Here is an 18,658-nt window from a genome sequence, read left to right on the forward strand (position 1 = left end):
ACGAATTTGCTTCTCTTGTATCGTACCTTTGAATAATGATAATGTAGTAGGACAAGATCAGCTCTTCTTAAGCAAAAGGAGGAAAGAAGTAATTGGAAACCTTGCAAATTGTAATTTTAACGGTGCTCATGTTTTTCGTCATTGTGACGGTACATGAATGGGGCCATTATTATTTTGCCAAACGAGCTGGCATTCTTGTAAGAGAATTTGCCATCGGCTTTGGTCCGAAGCTGTTTTCTTATAAGTACCAAGAGACCACGTTTACACTGCGATTACTGCCATTTGGCGGTTATGCGAGGATGGCTGGAGAAGATCCTGAATTAATAGAAATTCAGCCCGGTCAGACGATTGCGGTTAAAACAGCCGATGGACAGGTCAAAACGATCTACTTGGATCAACTTGATAACAGAAAAAATGTGATTCGAGGAGAAGTTATTTCCATAGACCTGGAAAGACGATTGATGGTTGAACTTGATGTTGATGGTGAACAACAAAAGTTCCCTGTTCATCCAGCAGCAATGCTCGTTGCAAGAAACCAAGAAACACAGATTGCACCCAAAGATCGTCAGTTTAACAGTAAAACGGTCGGTCAAAGAGCGCTTGCCATTTTTGCCGGACCGTTTATGAACTTTTTACTGGCTTTTATCTTGTTTGCGATTTATGCGATGGCTGCAGGGACTCCTGTCGAGAATCCAACCTATGTCAAGATCGGTACGATATCGGAAGGAATGCCTGCAGCTGAAGCGGATCTTCAAAAAGGGGATATTGTGGAGACAATCAATGGTGAGACCATTGGTGGAGATTACACGAAGATGATTAACCTCATTGCTGATTCGCAGGATAAACCAATGGAATGGACCGTACGGCGAGGAGACGAAGTATTTGATCTAACGATTACTCCGCGTGCGATGGAAGGTCAAGTGGGAGGGAAAGTCGGGATTACTGCTGAGTTCCCTCGTGAAGAAGTTGGATTTATTGAATCCTTTGCTGTTGCTGGAAAAAACATGGTGACCACCACTGAAAATATTTTTGAAGGTTTCAGACAACTGATCGCTAAGTTTAGTATTGATGATCTCGGTGGGCCTGTACGTACGTTTGAAGTAACGGGTCAAATTGCGAAGCAAGGAATACTGCAGCTAACCCAGTGGACCGCTATACTTAGCCTTTACCTCGGTATTTTTAACTTACTACCGATTCCAGCATTAGATGGCAGTCGCCTTATTTTCCTCGGGATTGAAGGATTGCGTGGCAAGCCCATTGACCCCGCTCGTGAAGGTATGGTGCATTTCATCGGGTTTGCGATGTTGTTCATTCTTATGATCGCAGTAACTTATAACGATATTTTACGATTAATTAAAGGATAATGGTGTTCCCTGGGAGTGATCACTTTCGTGAAGCTCCCTGTAGGAACTACGGGAGGACGGAATCAAGTCTTATGTCAAACGATAAACAGTTTGTTACTGAAATTACACCCCAGTCAGAGGATTTCTCTCGCTGGTATATTGATACGATTAAAAAAGCGGATTTAATGGATTACTCCCCAGTTCGGGGCTGTATCGTGTTTAAACCAGATGGTTATGAAATTTGGGAACACATCAAAGAAAATATGGATCGCCGTTTCAAGGAAACGGGGCATCGTAATGCATATTTTCCTATGTTTATTCCAGAAAGCTTTTTCCAAAAAGAAAAAGAACACGTAGAAGGCTTTAATCCAGAACTGCCATGGGTTACAGAAGCGGGTGGAGAGAAGCTGGAAGAACGCTTAGCGATTCGTCCAACGTCTGAAACGATTTTTGGTCATATGTACTCCAAGTGGATTCAATCCTATCGTGATCTTCCTGTGATGATTAACCAATGGGCTAACGTTGTTCGCTGGGAAAAACGGACAATGCCTTTCTTGCGTACAAGTGAATTTTTATGGCAAGAAGGTCATACTGCTCACGAGAATGAAGAAGAAGCTCGTCAAGAAACGATGCAGATGCTTGAAGTGTACCGTGAAGTAGTAGAGGATATTCTTGCGATTCCAGTTATCACTGGACAAAAGACAAAATCCGAGAAATTCGCAGGTGCAGTTGATACATTCTCCATTGAAGCAATGATGAAAGACGGCCGGGCTGTGCAAGCAGGTACTTCTCACTACATGGGAACTAACTTCGCTAAAGCATTTGAAATCCAGTATTTGAACCGTGAAAACGTGCTGGAATACGCTCATACGAGTTCTTGGGGAACAAGCACTCGCCTCATCGGTGCCATGATTATGGTTCATGGTGATGATCGCGGTCTTGCTTTGCCACCGAAAGTAGCTCCAACTCAAGTTGTTATTATTCCAATTGGACCACCAAAAACACGTGATCAAGTGGTTGGACGTGCGGATGAATTGTTCGCAGAACTGAAAAAAGCGGGAATCCGAGTGAAAATGGATGATCGCAGTGATGTTCGTCCGGGTTGGAAATTCAATGAATACGAAATGCGTGGTGTACCAGTTCGTCTTGAAATTGGTCCACGAGATATGGAAAATGGAGTATGTGTTCTCGTTTCCCGTATTACGGGAGAGAAGAAAGTCGTGCAACAGGATAATCTAACGGAAGAAATTCAAGCCATGCTTGAACAGGTCCAAAAAGATATGTTTGATCGTGCGAAAGCTTTCTTGCAGGAACATTTTTATTCCGTAGATACGCTGGAAGAAATGAAGGCATTAATGGAAGAAAAACGCGGTTTCTCACTAGCGGGCTGGTGTGGTTCAGAAGTTTGCGAAGATAAGGTGAAAGAGGTAACGGGAGCAACAAGCCGGAATATTCCTTTTGAACCATCCGAGGAAAAACATACTTGCCTCGTTTGTGGACAGAAAGCGGAACATACTGTAGTATTTGCTAGAGCGTATTAATATTGATTAGTTTTACAGAGTAACACAAATGATAAGCTTCTGTCCGAAATGAGACGGTGCCCCTTTACGGATCGGTTCCCATTTTTGTGCGCAGAAGCTTTTCATGTTTTTTTGTTTGGAACGGGGGGGAAGAATCGTTTGAATGATACAACGGAACAAAGAAGAAGGTTCGAATTGTTAATGAAACAGGCGGATCTGCCTGCAGGTATAGCAGAACCTCATTTTGTTGATGGATATATTGATCATGTGGAAATCAGCCGTAGTAACCGTGACTGGCATATTACAATAGCCAAAGAAACTCTGGTTCCTGCGCCGGTTTTCCGAGCTTTTTGTTTGCATATCCGTGAAAAGATGAGTCATATTGCCAAAATTAGTTTTACTTTTCACTATCAATCCGGGGTTACAGAGGCTGATATTGTAACGGAATATTGGAATTTATTTCTCGAGTGGGTTCATCAGCAGATTCCATCGGTAAACGGTTGGATGAATCGCGCTTCCCAAATTGTTGAATCCGGCTTGCTCACGTTAACACTCAGCGATGGAATGGCGCTGGAACTTGCTCGAAAGAAACAGATTGATCAAGCGATCGTGAATTATTATGAACGTTTCTTCAAACTGCCGCTCAAGGTGAAAATGCTTGTGGGTGAGAGTAACCGCGAAGCAATGGTGCAGTTCGAACAGAAGAAGCGAGAAGAAGAGCGGGAAGTTATTCAGAATATGATGACCATGATCGAAGCGGAAATGGCCCCTGTTGAGGAAGAAGAAGGGGACGTAAGGCTTCAGATGGGTTATGAAATCAAAGAACAACCGGTACCTATCAAGGATATCCAGGATGAAGAGAAGAAAGTTACTTTACAGGGAACGGTATTTGGTCTCGATAAAAAAGAGTTGCGTAACGGAAATACGCTTTATACTTTTTACCTTACCGACTTTACGGATTCCATGCAGATGAAAGTATTTGCTAAGTCGAAGGAAGATGTGCGAATTCTGAACCTGCTCGCTAACGGAAAATGGGTCAAAGTTAGAGGGCGTGTAGAGTACGATCGCTTCATGCAAATTCCAGAACTCGCGATGATTCCATCTGATCTCGTAGAAGTACAGGCCCCGCCTTCTCGTAAGGACAATGCTGAACAAAAACGGGTAGAATTTCATCTTCACACGAAGATGAGTACGATGGATGCAGTAACTTCTATCGACAGCTACGTAAAAACAGCTGCAAGTTGGGGACATAAGGCGATTGCTGTCACAGATCATGCGGGTGTGCAGGTCTATCCGGAAGCTGCAAAGGCAGCCAAAAAACATGGTGTCAAAATGATGTATGGCTTAGAAGCAAACATTGTAAATGATGCGGTAGCTGTTGTGCTGGAACCGAAGCCGCTTGATTTGAAAACATCGACGTACATCGTCTTTGACATAGAGACTACGGGTCTATCCGTAACACAGAACAAGATCATTGAAATTGCAGCGGTTAAAATGATTGAAGATAAGGAAGTGGATCGATTTGCAACTTTTGTAAATCCTCATGAGCGTATTCCTTATAATATTCAGCAATTGACAAATATTAATGATGACATGGTGAAAGATGCACCAGAACTTGAACCTGTTTTGAAAGATTTCGTCACTTTTGTTGGCGATGGGATTCTAGTCGCTCATAACGCAAGATTTGACATGGGCTTTATTCAAGCTAACTTGAAGACTCTCGGAATGACTCCGCTTGATAATCCGGTACTTGATACACTTGAACTCGCTCGGATGCTTCATCCATCGATGAAGAATCACAGGCTGAATACACTAGCAGATAAGTATAAAATATCGCTTGAGAATCATCACCGTGCGATCGATGATACGATTGCACTTGCTGGCATTTTGACAGGCCTCTTAAATGATGCCCTGCAGATTAAAGGAATTACGCAGCTGGATCGTTTGAATGATTACGTAGGAATGGATCTGTCCAATTCAAGACCGTTTCACAGCGGTATATATGCGCTCAATGCGGTAGGAAAGAAAAACTTGTACAAGCTGGTTTCTCTTTCGCATACTGAACATTTCAAACGAGTAGCTACGATTCCAAAGTCTAAGCTGGTGCAGCATAGAGAAGGACTGCTCATTATGTCGGGTTGTGAGAAAGGTGAGTTTTTCGAGGCGGTTCTTAACAAATCAGTGGAAGAAGCCGAGGAAATTGCGCATTTTTATGATGTATTAGAAATCCAGCCGATTACAATGTATATGCATCTAGTGGATAAAGGGCTTGTAGCTACGCCGGAAGAGATTAAAACAGCGATTCGGAAAGTTGTTGAGATCGGAGAGAAACTGGGTAAACCGGTTGTAGCAACAGGGAATGTACATTACTTGGAGCCGCGTGACAAAATTTATCGAGATATTACGATTCATGGGATTACAGGTTATAGTCCGCTCAAAGATATTCGGAAACCAGATGCTCATTTCCGTACTACCAATGAAATGCTCGAAGAGTTCGAATTTCTTGGTAAGGAAAAAGCATTTGAAGTGGTTGTAACGAACACAAGCGATCTTGCTGATCGTTTTGAAGAAATTCAGTTATTCCCTAAAGAATTGTTCACTCCGATCCTAGAAGGCGCTGAAGAAGAAATCCGCAGTAAATGTTATGATACGGCAAAGAGTATTTACGGTGAAGAAGTGCCCGATGTGGTAGTGAAACGACTGGAAAAAGAACTTGAACCTATCATTAAATATGGATTTTCGGCCAACTATCTGATTTCAGAAAAACTTGTAAAAAAATCAAATGAAGATGGTTATTTGGTTGGCTCACGGGGTTCCGTAGGATCGTCCGTTGTAGCAACATTTTTGGGCATATCGGAAGTAAACCCGCTGCCACCGCACTATATCTGTGAAAATAACGAATGTAAGTATAGCGAGTGGTTCCTTGATGGAAGTATTCGAAGCGGTTTTGACCTTCCTGTTAAAGAATGTCCGAAGTGCGGAACCTTACTGAAAGGGGAAGGCCAAGATATTCCTTTTGAAACCTTCCTTGGATTTAAAGGGGATAAAGTACCGGATATTGACCTTAACTTCTCTGGGGAATACCAACCTAAAGCCCATCTATATACCAAAGATTTATTTGGTGAGAAAAGTGTATTTAGAGCAGGAACGATTGGTACGGTAGCAGAGAAGACAGCTTTTGGATTTGCTAAAAAATATGAAGAATCGCATCAAAAATCGTGGCGTGGAGCAGAGCTTAATCGCTTGGCATCGGGTTGTACAGGGGTTAAGAGAAGTACAGGACAGCATCCCGGGGGGATTGTGGTTGTACCTGACTATATTGAAGTAGAAGACGTTACACCTGTGCAGTACCCTGCTGATGATACAAGTGCTGAGTGGAAAACAACGCATTTTGACTATCATGCTTTTGAAGATAATCTGCTTAAGCTGGATATTCTAGGACATGATGATCCTACGATGATGAGAATGCTTCAGGATTTGACCGGAGTAGATCCGACCACCATTCCGATGAACGACCCTAAGGTAATGAGTATGTTTAATTCCACCGAAGCACTCGGCGTTTCACCTGAGAAGTTACGGACTCCTGTAGCTACTTATGGTGTTCCTGAGATGGGGACTAAATTTGTACGTCAGATGCTAATTGAATCACAGCCTTCGAGTTTTGCCGATTTGCTGCAGATATCGGGATTGTCTCATGGTACAGGCGTATGGCTAGGAAACGCACAGGAACTGATCAAGAATGGAACATGTGACATTAAGACCGTTATAGGTTGTCGTGATGATATCATGTTGTTCCTGATTTATAAACACGGAATGGATGCTGCTCTTGCGTTTAAGATTACAGAGAGTGTACGTAAAGGTCGGGGTCTTAGTCAGGAATGGATTGACGAAATGAAGAAATGTAAAGTGCCGCAGTGGTATATCGATTCTTGTCTCAAAATTCAGTACATGTTCCCGAAAGCCCACGCGTCGGCTTATGTAATCTCTGCGGTAAGAACCGCGTATTTCAAATTGTATTATCCAATTGAATATTATGCGACGTACTTCTCTGTCCGTGCTGAGGATTTCGATATTGAACTGGCTTGTCAGGGATATGATGCAATCTGCCGCAAGATTATTGAGATTGAACAGCTTGGTTTTCAGGCTTCTACGAAGGAAAAATCAATGCTCTCTGTTCTAGAGATGGCACTGGAAATGACTGCGCGCGGTTTTAGCTTCAAATCCATTGATTTGTATCGTTCTGATGCAACGCGCTTTATCGTAGACCAAGATTCTTTGATTCCTCCATTCTCTGCTTTGCAAGGAATTGGGGACAATGCGGCACGTAATATTGCTGCAGCCAGAGATCATGGGGAATTTTTATCCATTGAGGATTTCCAGCAGAAATCGAAAGCAAGTAAGACGGCAGTGGAGTTACTCACGCAAATGGGTTGCTTCCGCGGACTACCTGAAAGTAACCAACTATCTCTCTTTTAGCTATTTGAAGAGGGTAGATTTAATTTCCATCCCTCACTTTTCAGATTACCTGAGTAAAAGTCTAGTCAAGTGACTATACTTGTCACTAGTGACTGTCTATGTTATAATTTTAATGGTAATCATGTTGATAAAACCGTTGTTTAAAGAGTGGGGAAACCCACTCTTTACTCTTTGGTATATAGAAAATTCGCCGATTACCTTCGGCACTAACCTAATTTGGAGGTTATTGTATTTGAGCACAAAGATCAAAACTACCGTGGAAGAAATGATTAAGCCTTATCTGGAAGAGCACGCTTTTGAGCTCGTGGATGTAGAATACGTAAAGGAAGGCAATAACTATTTCCTGCGTATTTACGTGGATAAAGAAGGCGGCATCGATTTGGATGATTGTGGACAGATCAGTGAATTTGTAAGCACTGAGCTCGATAAGAATGATCCAATTCCTGACGCTTATTTTCTGGAAGTTTCATCTCCCGGTGCGGAACGCCCCCTGAAGAAATCTGCTGACGTCGTCAAAGCGGTAGGGAAAAACGTATATGTGACTACATATGAGCCGATTGACGGACTGAAGGAATTTGAAGGTGAGTTGTTATCTTTTGAAAATGAGGAAATGGTAATAGCTTCTGGTAAAAAGAAGAAGCATACCGTTCCTTATTCAAAAGTGGCGAGTGCACGATTGGCTATTGTTTTATAGTGTTTAACTACACTCTATTATGAATTAAATTCATTCCGCGTGTAACGGCAAGGTTCTCTTCCTAAGTGAAGAGAATTTCGTCGTTTTACGCTATGGATGAGATGTTTGAAAGGGGGATTTACATTCATGAGTATGGATTTTATTGAAGCAATGAATGAATTAGAAAGAGATAAGGGGATCAGCAAGGACGTTTTGTTTGAAGCGATTGAAGCTGCTCTCATTTCTAGCTACAAACGCAATTTTAATGCTGCACAAAATGTTCGTGTTGATATGAACCGTAATTCCGGTGTTATAAGAGTATATGCCCGGAAAATGGTGGTGGAAGAGGTCCTCGATCCGCGAACTGAAATTTCTTTGACTGCTGCACGTGAGATTAATCCGCACTTCCAGCTCGAAGATATTGCAGAGATTGAAGTAACGCCAAGAGACTTCGGTCGTATTGCTGCTCAAACAGCAAAACAAGTGGTTACCCAGCGTATTCGCGAAGCAGAACGCGGCCTGATTTATAACAAGTTTGTAGACAAAGAAGAAGACATTGTAACTGGAGTGGTTCAACGTCAAGATCTTCGCAACATTTATATCGACCTTGGCAAAGTGGAAGCTGTTCTGCCTCTTACAGAGCTTATGCCAAATGAAAAGTTTGTGCATGGTGAGCGTATTAAAGCGTATATCACGAAAGTGGAGAACACAACAAAGGGTCCTCAAATTATTCTTTCCCGTACGCATCCAGGATTGCTAAAACGCTTATTTGAACTAGAAGTTCCCGAGATTTTCGATGGTGTTGTTGAAATTCGCTCGGTAGCTCGTGAAGCGGGATTCCGTTCCAAAATTGCGGTGCATTCTCGCAACGAAGAAGTAGATCCCGTTGGTTCCTGTGTTGGACCAAGAGGAATACGCGTGCAGACCATTGTGGGTGAACTGCGCGGTGAGAAAATTGATATCGTGAAATATTCCGATGTTGTAGAGGAATACGTTGCCAATGCACTAAGTCCTTCCAAGGTACTCGAGGTACAGGTTTTCGAGAATGAGAAAATGGCTCGGGTTATCGTACCTGACTATCAACTTTCTCTTGCGATCGGTATCAAAGGGCAAAATGCGCGTCTTGCTGCGAAGCTGACAGGTTGGAAAATTGATATCAAGAGTGAAAGCCAGGCCGAACAGGAATACGGAAGAGAGAAAGATTCTTCTGAAGAAATGCATCAGGATTCCATCACCGTTGACTAACGGCGAATGATCGGGGGCCTACAAGATGAAACAACGTAAAGTGCCGCTGCGAAAGTGTGTAGCGTGTCAGGAAATGATGCCAAAGAAACAGCTAATCCGGGTTGTAAGAACTCCCGAAGAAGAAGTGCAGATCGACTTGTCAGGTAAAAAATCAGGCCGCGGAGCTTATCTATGCGGCAAAGAAGCTTGTTTTCGGTTAGCTCAGAAGAACCGTTCCTTGGATCGGGCACTTAAAGCTCAGGTAGTCCCTGGGATATATGAGCAACTAGCACAAGATTTTCTTAGTGCTGAGGATGAATTTCTAGAAGCACAGAAAAGAGTGGACAATGAATAAGGCACTATCTTATATCGGGCTTGCAATGCGAGCAGGCAAGCTTGTTTCTGGTGATGAGATCGTACTCAAAGCCATTCGGTCATCTGAAGCGAAATTGGTTATCGTTGCGGGTAATGCTTCGGAAAATACACGTAAAAAATTTCGCGATAAGTGCAAATCGTACAACGTTCCTCTCGTGATTGGTTTTGATCGAGACTCCCTAGGCAGTGCCATGGGTAAACCTGAACGCATTGTGCTGGCGGTGACGGATCCCGGATTTGTAAGTATGATCTCGAAACAAGCCTTGACAATGTCGGAGGTGGAGTATATTGAGTAAACAGGAAAGCAAAGACAAACTGCGAGTTTATGAATATGCAAAATCAATCAACATGAGTAGCAAGGAAATCATTACCATTCTTAAAAAATTAGAAATTCCCGTGAATAATCATATGAGCGTAATGGAGAACGGATCTGTCGCAAAAGTGGAGCAATTTTTCAATAGCATAAAATCAGATGCTGCTTCCAAACGCGAACAGAATTCGGCTCAGGCGGTTTCAACGTCAGCGGTTAAAGATGATAAGCTTAATCGCTCGAACCCGTCTCTTCAAGGAGGTGCCAATTCGAATTTGAAGAACGAAATCAAAACAAATCAAGAGTCAGGCAATGTACAGAATGCTTCAAGTGACTCTCAACCAAAAAAACAACAGGAAAAGCAGGTAGGTATGAATAATAGACCAAATCAAAACACTAACAACGGAACACAAAGACAAGGCGGGCAAGATTCTCGCAGAACTAATGGCAGCGTAGGTCAATCAAGCAGCGGACAAAGTAATCGTCCAAGCAATGCAGGAAGCAATAGACCAGCTGGCCAAGGCAGCAACGGTAGCAGACCAACTGGACAAGGTAACAGTTCAAGCAGTAATAGACCTTCTAGCCAAGGTAATAATACGAACAGACCTTCTGGCCAAAGCACGAATAGACCGCAACAAGGTAGCACTGCAGGTCGCCCAGCACAATCATCAGGTCAAGGCCGCACGAATAATACTGGCGGTAACACGCAAGGTTCTAACAACAACCGCGGTGGAAACAGTAATCAAAACCGTGGCAACAGCAGCAACCGTCCAGGCGCTGGCCGCCGTTTTGAAGACGGTAACGGCAGAGGTAACTATCGTGGGAACAACCGCGGCGGTAAGAACAACCGTGGACGCAACCAAAACCAACCTCCTCGTGAGAAAATCGACAATACACCGAAGAAAATTATCGTTCGCGGTAATATGACGGTGGGTGACGCAGCAAAACTGCTTCATAAGGATGCTTCTGAAGTTATCAAAAAACTCATCTCGATGGGTGTTATGGCAACCATCAACCAGGAACTTGATCTTGATACCATCTTGCTTCTCGCAGGCGAGTTTGGTGTTGAAGTTGAAGTGAAGATTCCGGTAGAAGATGATCGTTTTGAGACAATGGAAGAAAATGATGATCCAGCAGATCTTCAAGCTCGTCCTCCCGTTGTAACCATTATGGGTCACGTTGACCATGGTAAAACGACGCTTCTTGATACGATTCGTTCTACTAGCGTAACAAGCGGTGAAGCTGGCGGTATTACACAGCATATCGGTGCGTACCAAGTAGAAATCAACAACAAAAAAATCACATTCCTTGATACTCCAGGTCACGAAGCATTTACAGCAATGCGTGCTCGTGGTGCGGAAGTAACGGATATGACGATTATTGTCGTTGCAGCTGATGATGGTGTTATGCCTCAAACCGTTGAAGCAATTAACCATGCTAAAGCAGCGAATCTTCCAATTATCGTAGCAGTTAACAAAATCGATAAACCGGGCGTTGATCCGGATCGTGTGAAACAAGAACTTACGAACTATGAACTTGTTCCAGAAGAATGGGGCGGAGATACCATTTTCGTTAACGTTTCTGCGAAACAAAAAATGGGTATCGAAGAACTTCTTGAAATGATTCTGCTTGTAGCAGAAGTGAATGAATATAAAGCAAATCCTGCCAAACGTGCACGTGGTACAGTAATTGAAGCTGAACTCGATAAAGGCCGTGGACCTGTAATGCGTTTGCTGGTTCAAAATGGTACTTTGAAAGTCGGAGACGCTTTTGTTGCAGGTAACTGTTTCGGTCGTGTCCGTGCAATGGTTAATGACAAAGGCCGCAAGATTAAAGAAGCCGGTCCTTCTACACCAGTTGAAATCACTGGTTTGCAAGAAGTACCTCTTGCAGGCGATCCGTTCATGGTGTTTGAAGATGAGCGTAAAGCTCGTTCCATCGCAGACAAACGTGCGATAACACAACGTGAATCAGATCTAGGTACACAAACTCGAGTTACCCTTGATGATCTGTTCCAGCACATTAAGGATGGCGAGATGAAGGCTCTGAACGTAATTATCAAAGGTGACGTTCAAGGTACCGTTGAGGCGCTTAAAGGCTCCCTCGCTAAGATTGAAGTAGAAGGCGTGCGCGTGAAAATTATTCATAGCGGTGCAGGTGCGATTACCGAATCGGATATCATTCTCGCAGCAGCTTCTAATGCGATCGTCATTGGATTTAACGTTCGTCCTGAAGTTCAGGCGAAATCAACAGCAGATGCTGAAAAAGTCGATGTTCGACTCTACAATGTTATTTACAACGTAATTGAAGAGATTGAACAAGCGATGAAAGGTATGCTTGATCCTGAATTTAAAGAGAAAATTATTGGGCATGCTGAGATTAGAAATACGTTCAAAATCAGCAAAGTGGGAACCATCGCAGGTTGTATGGTAACTTCCGGTAAGATTACTCGTGCATCACAAACTCGTATCATCCGTGATGGCATTGTTATCTTCGAAGGTAAACTTGATACCTTGAAACGCTTTAAGGATGAAGTGAAAGAAGTTGCTCAAGGTTATGAGTGTGGTATCACTATTGAGAACTTCAATGACATTAGAGAAGGCGACGTAATCGAAGCGTTCGTTATGGAAACAGTGGAACGTAAATAGCGTCAACTGCAAGAGAGGTGACATGAGTGGCTAAAATTAGAACTGGACGTGTAAGCGAACAGATAAAGAAAGAGATTAGCATACTGATCCAAACCGAACTTAAAGATCCTAGAATCGGTTTTGTTACAGTGACGGGTGTCGATCTGACTAACGATCTGTCCCAAGCTAAAATATACCTCAGTGTATTCGGAGACGATGAACAGAAAAATAATTCTTTGAAAGCTCTCGATAAAGCAAACGGCTTTTTGCGAAGCGAATTGGGAAAAAGAATTAAGCTTCGTCATGTGCCTGAATTGATATTTAAAATTGATGAATCCATTGAGTACGGTAGTCGTATTGAGAAACTACTTACGGAGATTGATACCAAGGATTCCAAATGAGATGAATAGAGGAGACGGCAATGCAGACCTATGAACAGGCGCTTCAACAAGGGAAGGAATTTCTTTTGGAGCATGATGACTTCCTGATCGTGTCGCATGTACAGCCGGACGGAGACGCAGTCAGCTCCACCGTAATGGTGGGCTGGCTTCTCTCATGTCTGGGGAAGAAATTCACAATGATTAATGAAGGACCCATTCCGCCACGGATGCATTATATGTGGGGAACTTCTCAAATTTTAAACGGAACTGTGAGTGAACCACCGAAAACATATCAACATGTTATCTGTGTAGACTGTGCCGATTACGAACGGGTCGGGCGTGTGAAACATTGGTTCGCGGAAGAGAAACAGATTCTGAACATAGATCATCATCCAACAAATAATGGTTATGGCAAAGTGAATATTATTAAAGATGATGCGGCTGCTACGGCAGAAATTTTATACGATTTAATTGAAGTTATGGGCTTAACATGGGACAAAGATGTGGCTACAGCAGCCTATACGGGGATTCTTACAGATACCGGAGGGTTTCGTTATTCAAACACCAGTCCTAAAATAATGGAAATGGCTTCCGCTCTGTTAAAACACGGAGTTAATGGCCCTGAATTAGCTGAACTTTTACTGGAACAAATGACATTTCCTCAGCTGCAAGTACTTACTAAAGCGCTGGCTACTCTTCAATTAACGGAGGATAGAAAGATAGCTTGGGTCATAGTAACGCCTCAGGATATGGAAGACTGCGGTGCAGCAAATGATGATTTAGAAGGCATCGTTAACTACCCGCGTAATATTCAAGGGGTAGAAGTAGGTATTCTCTTCAAGGTCATCTCTGATGATGTTATAAAAGCTAGCTTCCGATCTAGTGGAAGAATCGATGTTGCGGCTCTTGCTAAAGATTTTGGAGGCGGCGGGCATATTCGCGCTGCCGGTGCTAGAGTGGAAGGTCCATGGATGGAAACAGTAAAACAAGTTGTAGAACGGGTGAAAAAAGAGCTATGAGTGGTTACGAAGGAGTACTTCCTGTACTGAAACCGGCAGGCTTTACCTCCCATGATGTAGTTGCTAAACTCAGAGGTATTCTGAAAATGAAAAGAATTGGGCATACAGGAACACTGGATCCTCAGGTTACAGGAGTCCTGCCTCTTTGCTTAGGAAAAGCTACAAGAGTTGTAGAGTACTTGCAAGAGCTTCCCAAAGAATATCATGCTACGCTTCGGCTTGGGATTGCGACAGATACGGAAGACATGACGGGTGAAGTAACAGCGCAAGTAGATGATGTTCAAGTGACGTATGAACAGGTAGAGGCAGCGCTGCAGCAGTTCAATGGGGTTATCTCTCAGGTTCCTCCTATGTATTCTGCTGTAAAAATTAACGGGAAAAGGCTTTATGAAATTGCCCGTGAAGGAAAGACAGTGGAACGCAAAAGCAGAGAAGTAACCATACATGAACTTGAACTTATACGAATGGAAGATGTGGACGGATTACCTGAAATTTCTTTTCGTGTACTGTGTTCCAAAGGGACTTATATTCGAACTTTATGTGTAGATATTGGAGAGGCGCTAGGATATCCCTCTACAATGGTGAAACTTGAAAGAACGATGTCTGCTGGTATTCCGGCAGGGCGCTGTTTGACGATCGAAGAGATACAGCAATGTGTTGAGAATGACACGTTGTCTAAATATCTAATCCCTACAGATCAATCGATTTGGAATTTCCCTTCCCACACGATTGAGTCGGAACAAGAGCGCTCTGTACTACAAGGTAAAAAAGTGTCTGCATCTTATGTCCAGCCTGCTTTGAAAGAGGAGGGATTGTTCCGCCTTTACTCTAAAGAAGAGCAATTTTTAGGGATTTATCAGTGGGATGCGGAATCAGACACAATTACCCCTAAAAAGGTTTTTTTACCGGAACCTAGTTGAAGTGTAATCAATAACAGATATGGCAACAGGATTATCATGGGAATTGCAGGTGAATTAGATTGAAAACAATAAATTTATCATTTCCTCTGACAGAAGAAGTGCGTAAAGAGATTGCTGTTCCCCAGGTACTTGCGATGGGGCAGTTTGATGGACTGCATTTAGGACATGTAAGTGTAATTGAATCCGCTGTAAAATTATCCAGAGAACAGGGAATACAAGCTGCTGTCTTGACTTTTCATCCTCATCCAAAAGAAGTAATGCGTAAAGGTGATTATCAGGGTTATCTGACGCCGCTTCGTGATAAAGAAGAAATCCTTGAAAAAATGGGTATAGATGTCCTATATGTTATCGAATTCAACGAGTCTTTTTCTAGTCTTCTGCCAGAACAGTTTGTAACTGAGTTTTTGATTCAATCCGAAGTAAAAGTAGCTGTGGTTGGTTTTGACTTTCGGTTTGGTCATAAAGGAGCCGGAGACGAAAACAAACTTCGTGAACTCGGAATGCCTCATATGAACGTGGTGACCATTCCTCCGCTTACGCTGGATGGTAAAAAAGTGAGCAGTACCTCGATTCGTTCTGTCTTACACGAAGGAGATGTAAAGGAAGCTCAGCGTATGCTGGGCAGACGTTATTCTCTAAGAGGGACTGTGATTGACGGTGAAAAACGAGGACGTACGATTGGATTTCCTACAGCAAATGTAGAGCCATCAGAAAGCTATGTTGTACCACGGAAAGGTGTATATGCCGTTTGGGTATTGCATCGTAATCAGAAGTTTCCTGGTGTCATGAACATTGGCGTTAAACCTACTTTCCATAAAGATCGGATTAAACCTTCTTTTGAAGTTCATTTGCTCGATTACAGCGGGGATTTATATGGACAGGAGCTTACTGTGGAGTTGGTGGAGTTTCTACGACCTGAACAACGGTTTCCGTCCATCGACGAACTCATTGCCCAGATTCAGAGAGACTCGGAGACGGCGAAGCAAATTTTAGAGAATCGATCTTAGAATACTTAAATATTGAAGTTTAGATTTACATGAAATAGGCAAGTATGATATACTAAGATACGTTGCTGGAAGGCAACCATAACCTTAGCTTTAGTTGAAGGCTCTCACCGGCCCCGACGAGGCTACAGGCGATTATAATGAAGGAGGTGAACAGGATGGCTTTGACTCAAGAACGTAAACAACAATTGATCGAAGAGCACAAAACTCATGAATCCGATACTGGATCTCCAGAGGTGCAAATTGCTATCCTTACGGAAAACATCAAGAGTTTGACGGATCACTTGCGTACGCACAAGAAAGATCACCATTCCCGTCGCGGGCTTTTGAAAATGGTAGGTCAACGTCGTAAGCTCTTGGCTTACTTGAAAAACAAAGATGTTAGACGTTATAGTGCTTTGATTGAGAAGCTTGGATTGCGCCGTTAATCTTCGTATATCCTAACAACGACAGCCTGGTTGTCCCCGTCTCTCTATTATAGAGGGACGGGCTCGCAGCCGGGTTGTTTTGTAGATTTAGGCTTCTTTTTTTTTGTGGACTGGAATAGTCCCATCTAAAATTTTGCGAATATGTCAATACTAGGTCATACTAGTAAATAAAAAACAATAAATGATGTAAAAAGAAGGAGGGGTTTCATGGAACAACGTGTTGAGATGCAACTTGGCGGCAGAACACTAATTCTAGAAACAGGACGTCTTGCTAAACAAGCAAACGCTGCTGTAACTGTACGCTATGGAGATACCGTTATTTTATGTACCGTAACAGCGTCAACTGAACCTAAAGATTTGGATTTTTTCCCGCTTACGGTTAACTATGAGGAAAGACTATATGCAGTAGGTAAAATTCCGGGTGGATTCATTAAAAGAGAAGGTAGACCGAGCGAGAAAGCAATTCTTGCCAGCCGCCTGACAGATCGACCGATTCGTCCTTTATTCCCAGAAGGTTTCCGTAATGATGTTCAGATCCAAAATATCGTAATGAGCGTAGATCAAGACTGCGAACCAGAAATTGCAGCAATGATCGGTACTTCTGCGGCACTAAGTATTTCAGATGTTCCTTTTAATGGACCTATCGGCGGAGTAGCCGTTGGCCGTGTGAATGGTGAATTTGTAATTAACCCGGATATTGCCGCTCAAGAAGCGAGTGATATCTATGTTGTGGTTGCAGGAACGAAAGATGCGATCATGATGGTAGAAGCAGAAGCGAATGAAGTACCAGAAGAAGTAATGCTCGAAGCGATTATGTTTGGTCATGAAGAGATTAGAAACATCGTTGCTGTAATCGAACAATTGGTACAAGTTGCTGGTAAAGAGAAAATGGCTGTCAAATTGCATGCAGTTAATGCGGACGTTAACGCTGAAGTTCGCGAGTATGCAGCAGCTCGTCTCGTTGAAGCAGTTCGTATTGAAGAAAAGCATGCAAGACAAGATGCGATTGATGTAATTAACGATGAAACGGTTGCTTTCTTTGGTGATAAATACATAGAAACTCCTGAATTGTTAAAAGACGTGAAGGAAGTTCTTCATGACATCGTTAAAGAAGAAGTTCGCAGATTGATCACGCATGATAAAGTGCGTCCAGATGGACGAGCATTGTCTGAAATTCGTCCGATCGATTGTGATACAAATCTCTTGCCGCGTACGCATGGATCTGGCTTGTTTACTCGTGGACAAACTCAGGCGCTCAGCGTATGTACACTAGGAGCACTAGGTGATGTTCAGATTCTAGATGGTATTGATCTGGAAGAAACCAAACGCTTCATGCACCATTACAACTTCCCGCCGTTCAGTGTCGGTGAAGCAAGACCGCTTCGTCCTCCAGGTCGTCGTGAAATCGGTCATGGTGCACTCGGCGAAAAAGCATTGTCTAAAGTAATTCCGTCTGAGACTGAATTCCCTTATACAATCCGTCTTGTTTCTGAAGTTATTGAATCAAACGGTTCCACATCTCAGGCTAGTATCTGTGCTTCTACACTTGCTATGATGGATGCTGGGGTACCAATTAAAGCACCTGTAGCTGGTGTGGCAATGGGTCTGATTAAAGATGGAGATCAGGTATCGATCCTGACTGATATTCAAGGTATGGAAGATCATCTTGGAGATATGGACTTTAAAGTAGCCGGTACTTCTGAAGGGGTTACAGCGATTCAAATGGATATTAAGATCGATGGTATTGATCGTAATATTCTTTCTGAAGCTCTGAGCCAAGCGAAAGAAGGACGTATGCATATTCTTGGTAAAATGATGGAAGCTATCCAAAAACCAAGAGAAACCTTATCTCAATATGCACCTAAAATTCTTACCATGCACATTAACCCGGATAAGATCCGTGATGTTATTGGAGCAGGCGGTAAAATCATTAACAAGATTATTGAAGAAACGGGCGTTAAGATTGATATCGAACAAGATGGCCGTGTGTTCATCTCTTCTGCCGATCAATCCATGAATGATAAAGCTCGTGAAATTATTGAAGGCATCGTTCGTGAAGTGGCTGTAGGTGAAATTTATGTAGGTAAAGTAAAACGTATTGAGAAGTTTGGCTGCTTTGTAGAAGTACTTCCTAATAAAGAAGGACTTGTTCATATCTCCCAGCTTTCTACAGAACGTGTAGCTAAAGTGGAAGACGTGGTCGCTATTGGAGATTCCATTACAGTAAAAGTAACGGAAATCGACCAACAAGGACGCATCAATCTTTCCCGCAAAGCAACTTTGACTGCAGAAACAAAAGCTTAATTCTAATATAGAACTTTCAAAAGAGACAGAAGTTTATTCTGGCTCTTTTTTTCAT

At 42.8% G+C, this 18,658-nt stretch carries 14 protein-coding genes; all 14 read left to right on the plus strand.

The annotated features are described in order from the left end of the window. Window positions 1-92: 92 nt before the first annotated feature. Window positions 93-1,364, plus strand: coding sequence for an RIP metalloprotease RseP (gene rseP, locus KJS58_RS11145; RefSeq protein WP_213532584.1), 1,272 nt, complete (start codon window positions 93-95; stop codon window positions 1,362-1,364). 71 nt (window positions 1,365-1,435) lie between these two features. Continuing rightward, window positions 1,436-2,884, plus strand: a complete 1,449-nt coding sequence (proS, locus tag KJS58_RS11150) for a proline--tRNA ligase (RefSeq protein ID WP_213532585.1) — start codon at window positions 1,436-1,438, stop codon at window positions 2,882-2,884. 138 nt (window positions 2,885-3,022) lie between these two features. After that, window positions 3,023-7,339, plus strand: coding sequence for a PolC-type DNA polymerase III (locus KJS58_RS11155; protein WP_283771266.1), 4,317 nt, complete (start codon window positions 3,023-3,025; stop codon window positions 7,337-7,339). Between the two features lie 232 nt (window positions 7,340-7,571). Further along, a complete protein-coding gene (gene rimP / locus KJS58_RS11160; protein WP_213532587.1) occupies window positions 7,572-8,033 on the plus strand; it encodes a ribosome maturation factor RimP in 462 nt (153 codons plus the stop codon). A 126-nt stretch (window positions 8,034-8,159) separates the two neighbouring features. Next, window positions 8,160-9,257, plus strand: coding sequence for a transcription termination factor NusA (gene nusA, locus KJS58_RS11165; RefSeq protein WP_213532588.1), 1,098 nt, complete (start codon window positions 8,160-8,162; stop codon window positions 9,255-9,257). Window positions 9,258-9,282: 25 nt separating this feature from the next. Further along, complete coding sequence (gene rnpM, locus KJS58_RS11170; protein ID WP_213532589.1) at window positions 9,283-9,591, plus strand: RNase P modulator RnpM; 309 nt, start codon at window positions 9,283-9,285, stop codon at window positions 9,589-9,591. Further along, window positions 9,584-9,907: a L7Ae/L30e/S12e/Gadd45 family ribosomal protein gene (locus KJS58_RS11175; RefSeq protein ID WP_191798454.1), complete on the plus strand. Its 324-nt coding sequence runs from the start codon at window positions 9,584-9,586 to the stop codon at window positions 9,905-9,907. Before rnpM ends, KJS58_RS11175 begins: the two co-directional genes overlap by 8 nt. Next, window positions 9,900-12,569 (plus strand): translation initiation factor IF-2, encoded by a 2,670-nt coding sequence (gene infB / locus KJS58_RS11180; protein WP_213532590.1) that lies wholly within the window; start codon window positions 9,900-9,902, stop codon window positions 12,567-12,569. Before KJS58_RS11175 ends, infB begins: the two co-directional genes overlap by 8 nt. A 26-nt stretch (window positions 12,570-12,595) precedes the next feature. Further along, window positions 12,596-12,949: a 30S ribosome-binding factor RbfA gene (rbfA, locus tag KJS58_RS11185; RefSeq protein WP_213532591.1), complete on the plus strand. Its 354-nt coding sequence runs from the start codon at window positions 12,596-12,598 to the stop codon at window positions 12,947-12,949. 20 nt (window positions 12,950-12,969) lie between these two features. Continuing rightward, on the plus strand, window positions 12,970-13,947 hold the full coding sequence (locus KJS58_RS11190) for a DHH family phosphoesterase (protein WP_213532592.1): 978 nt from the start codon (window positions 12,970-12,972) through the stop codon (window positions 13,945-13,947). Next, the gene (gene truB, locus KJS58_RS11195; protein WP_213532593.1) at window positions 13,944-14,867 is read left to right on the plus strand and encodes a tRNA pseudouridine(55) synthase TruB; all 924 of its coding nucleotides are present in this window, start codon (window positions 13,944-13,946) and stop codon (window positions 14,865-14,867) included. Before KJS58_RS11190 ends, truB begins: the two co-directional genes overlap by 4 nt. Before the next feature lie 59 nt (window positions 14,868-14,926). Next, a complete protein-coding gene (locus KJS58_RS11200) occupies window positions 14,927-15,874 on the plus strand; it encodes a bifunctional riboflavin kinase/FAD synthetase (RefSeq protein ID WP_213532594.1) in 948 nt (315 codons plus the stop codon). Between the two features lie 155 nt (window positions 15,875-16,029). Then, entirely contained in the window at window positions 16,030-16,299 is a 270-nt protein-coding gene (gene rpsO, locus KJS58_RS11205; protein ID WP_213532595.1) for a 30S ribosomal protein S15, read from the plus strand. A gap of 207 nt (window positions 16,300-16,506) precedes the next feature. Beyond that, window positions 16,507-18,603 (plus strand): polyribonucleotide nucleotidyltransferase, encoded by a 2,097-nt coding sequence (gene pnp / locus KJS58_RS11210; protein ID WP_213532596.1) that lies wholly within the window; start codon window positions 16,507-16,509, stop codon window positions 18,601-18,603. Window positions 18,604-18,658: the final 55 nt, after the last annotated feature.

Source organism: Paenibacillus sp. J45TS6, assembly GCF_018403285.1.
In the GTDB taxonomy this organism is placed as follows: Bacteria; Bacillota; Bacilli; order Paenibacillales; family Paenibacillaceae; genus Paenibacillus.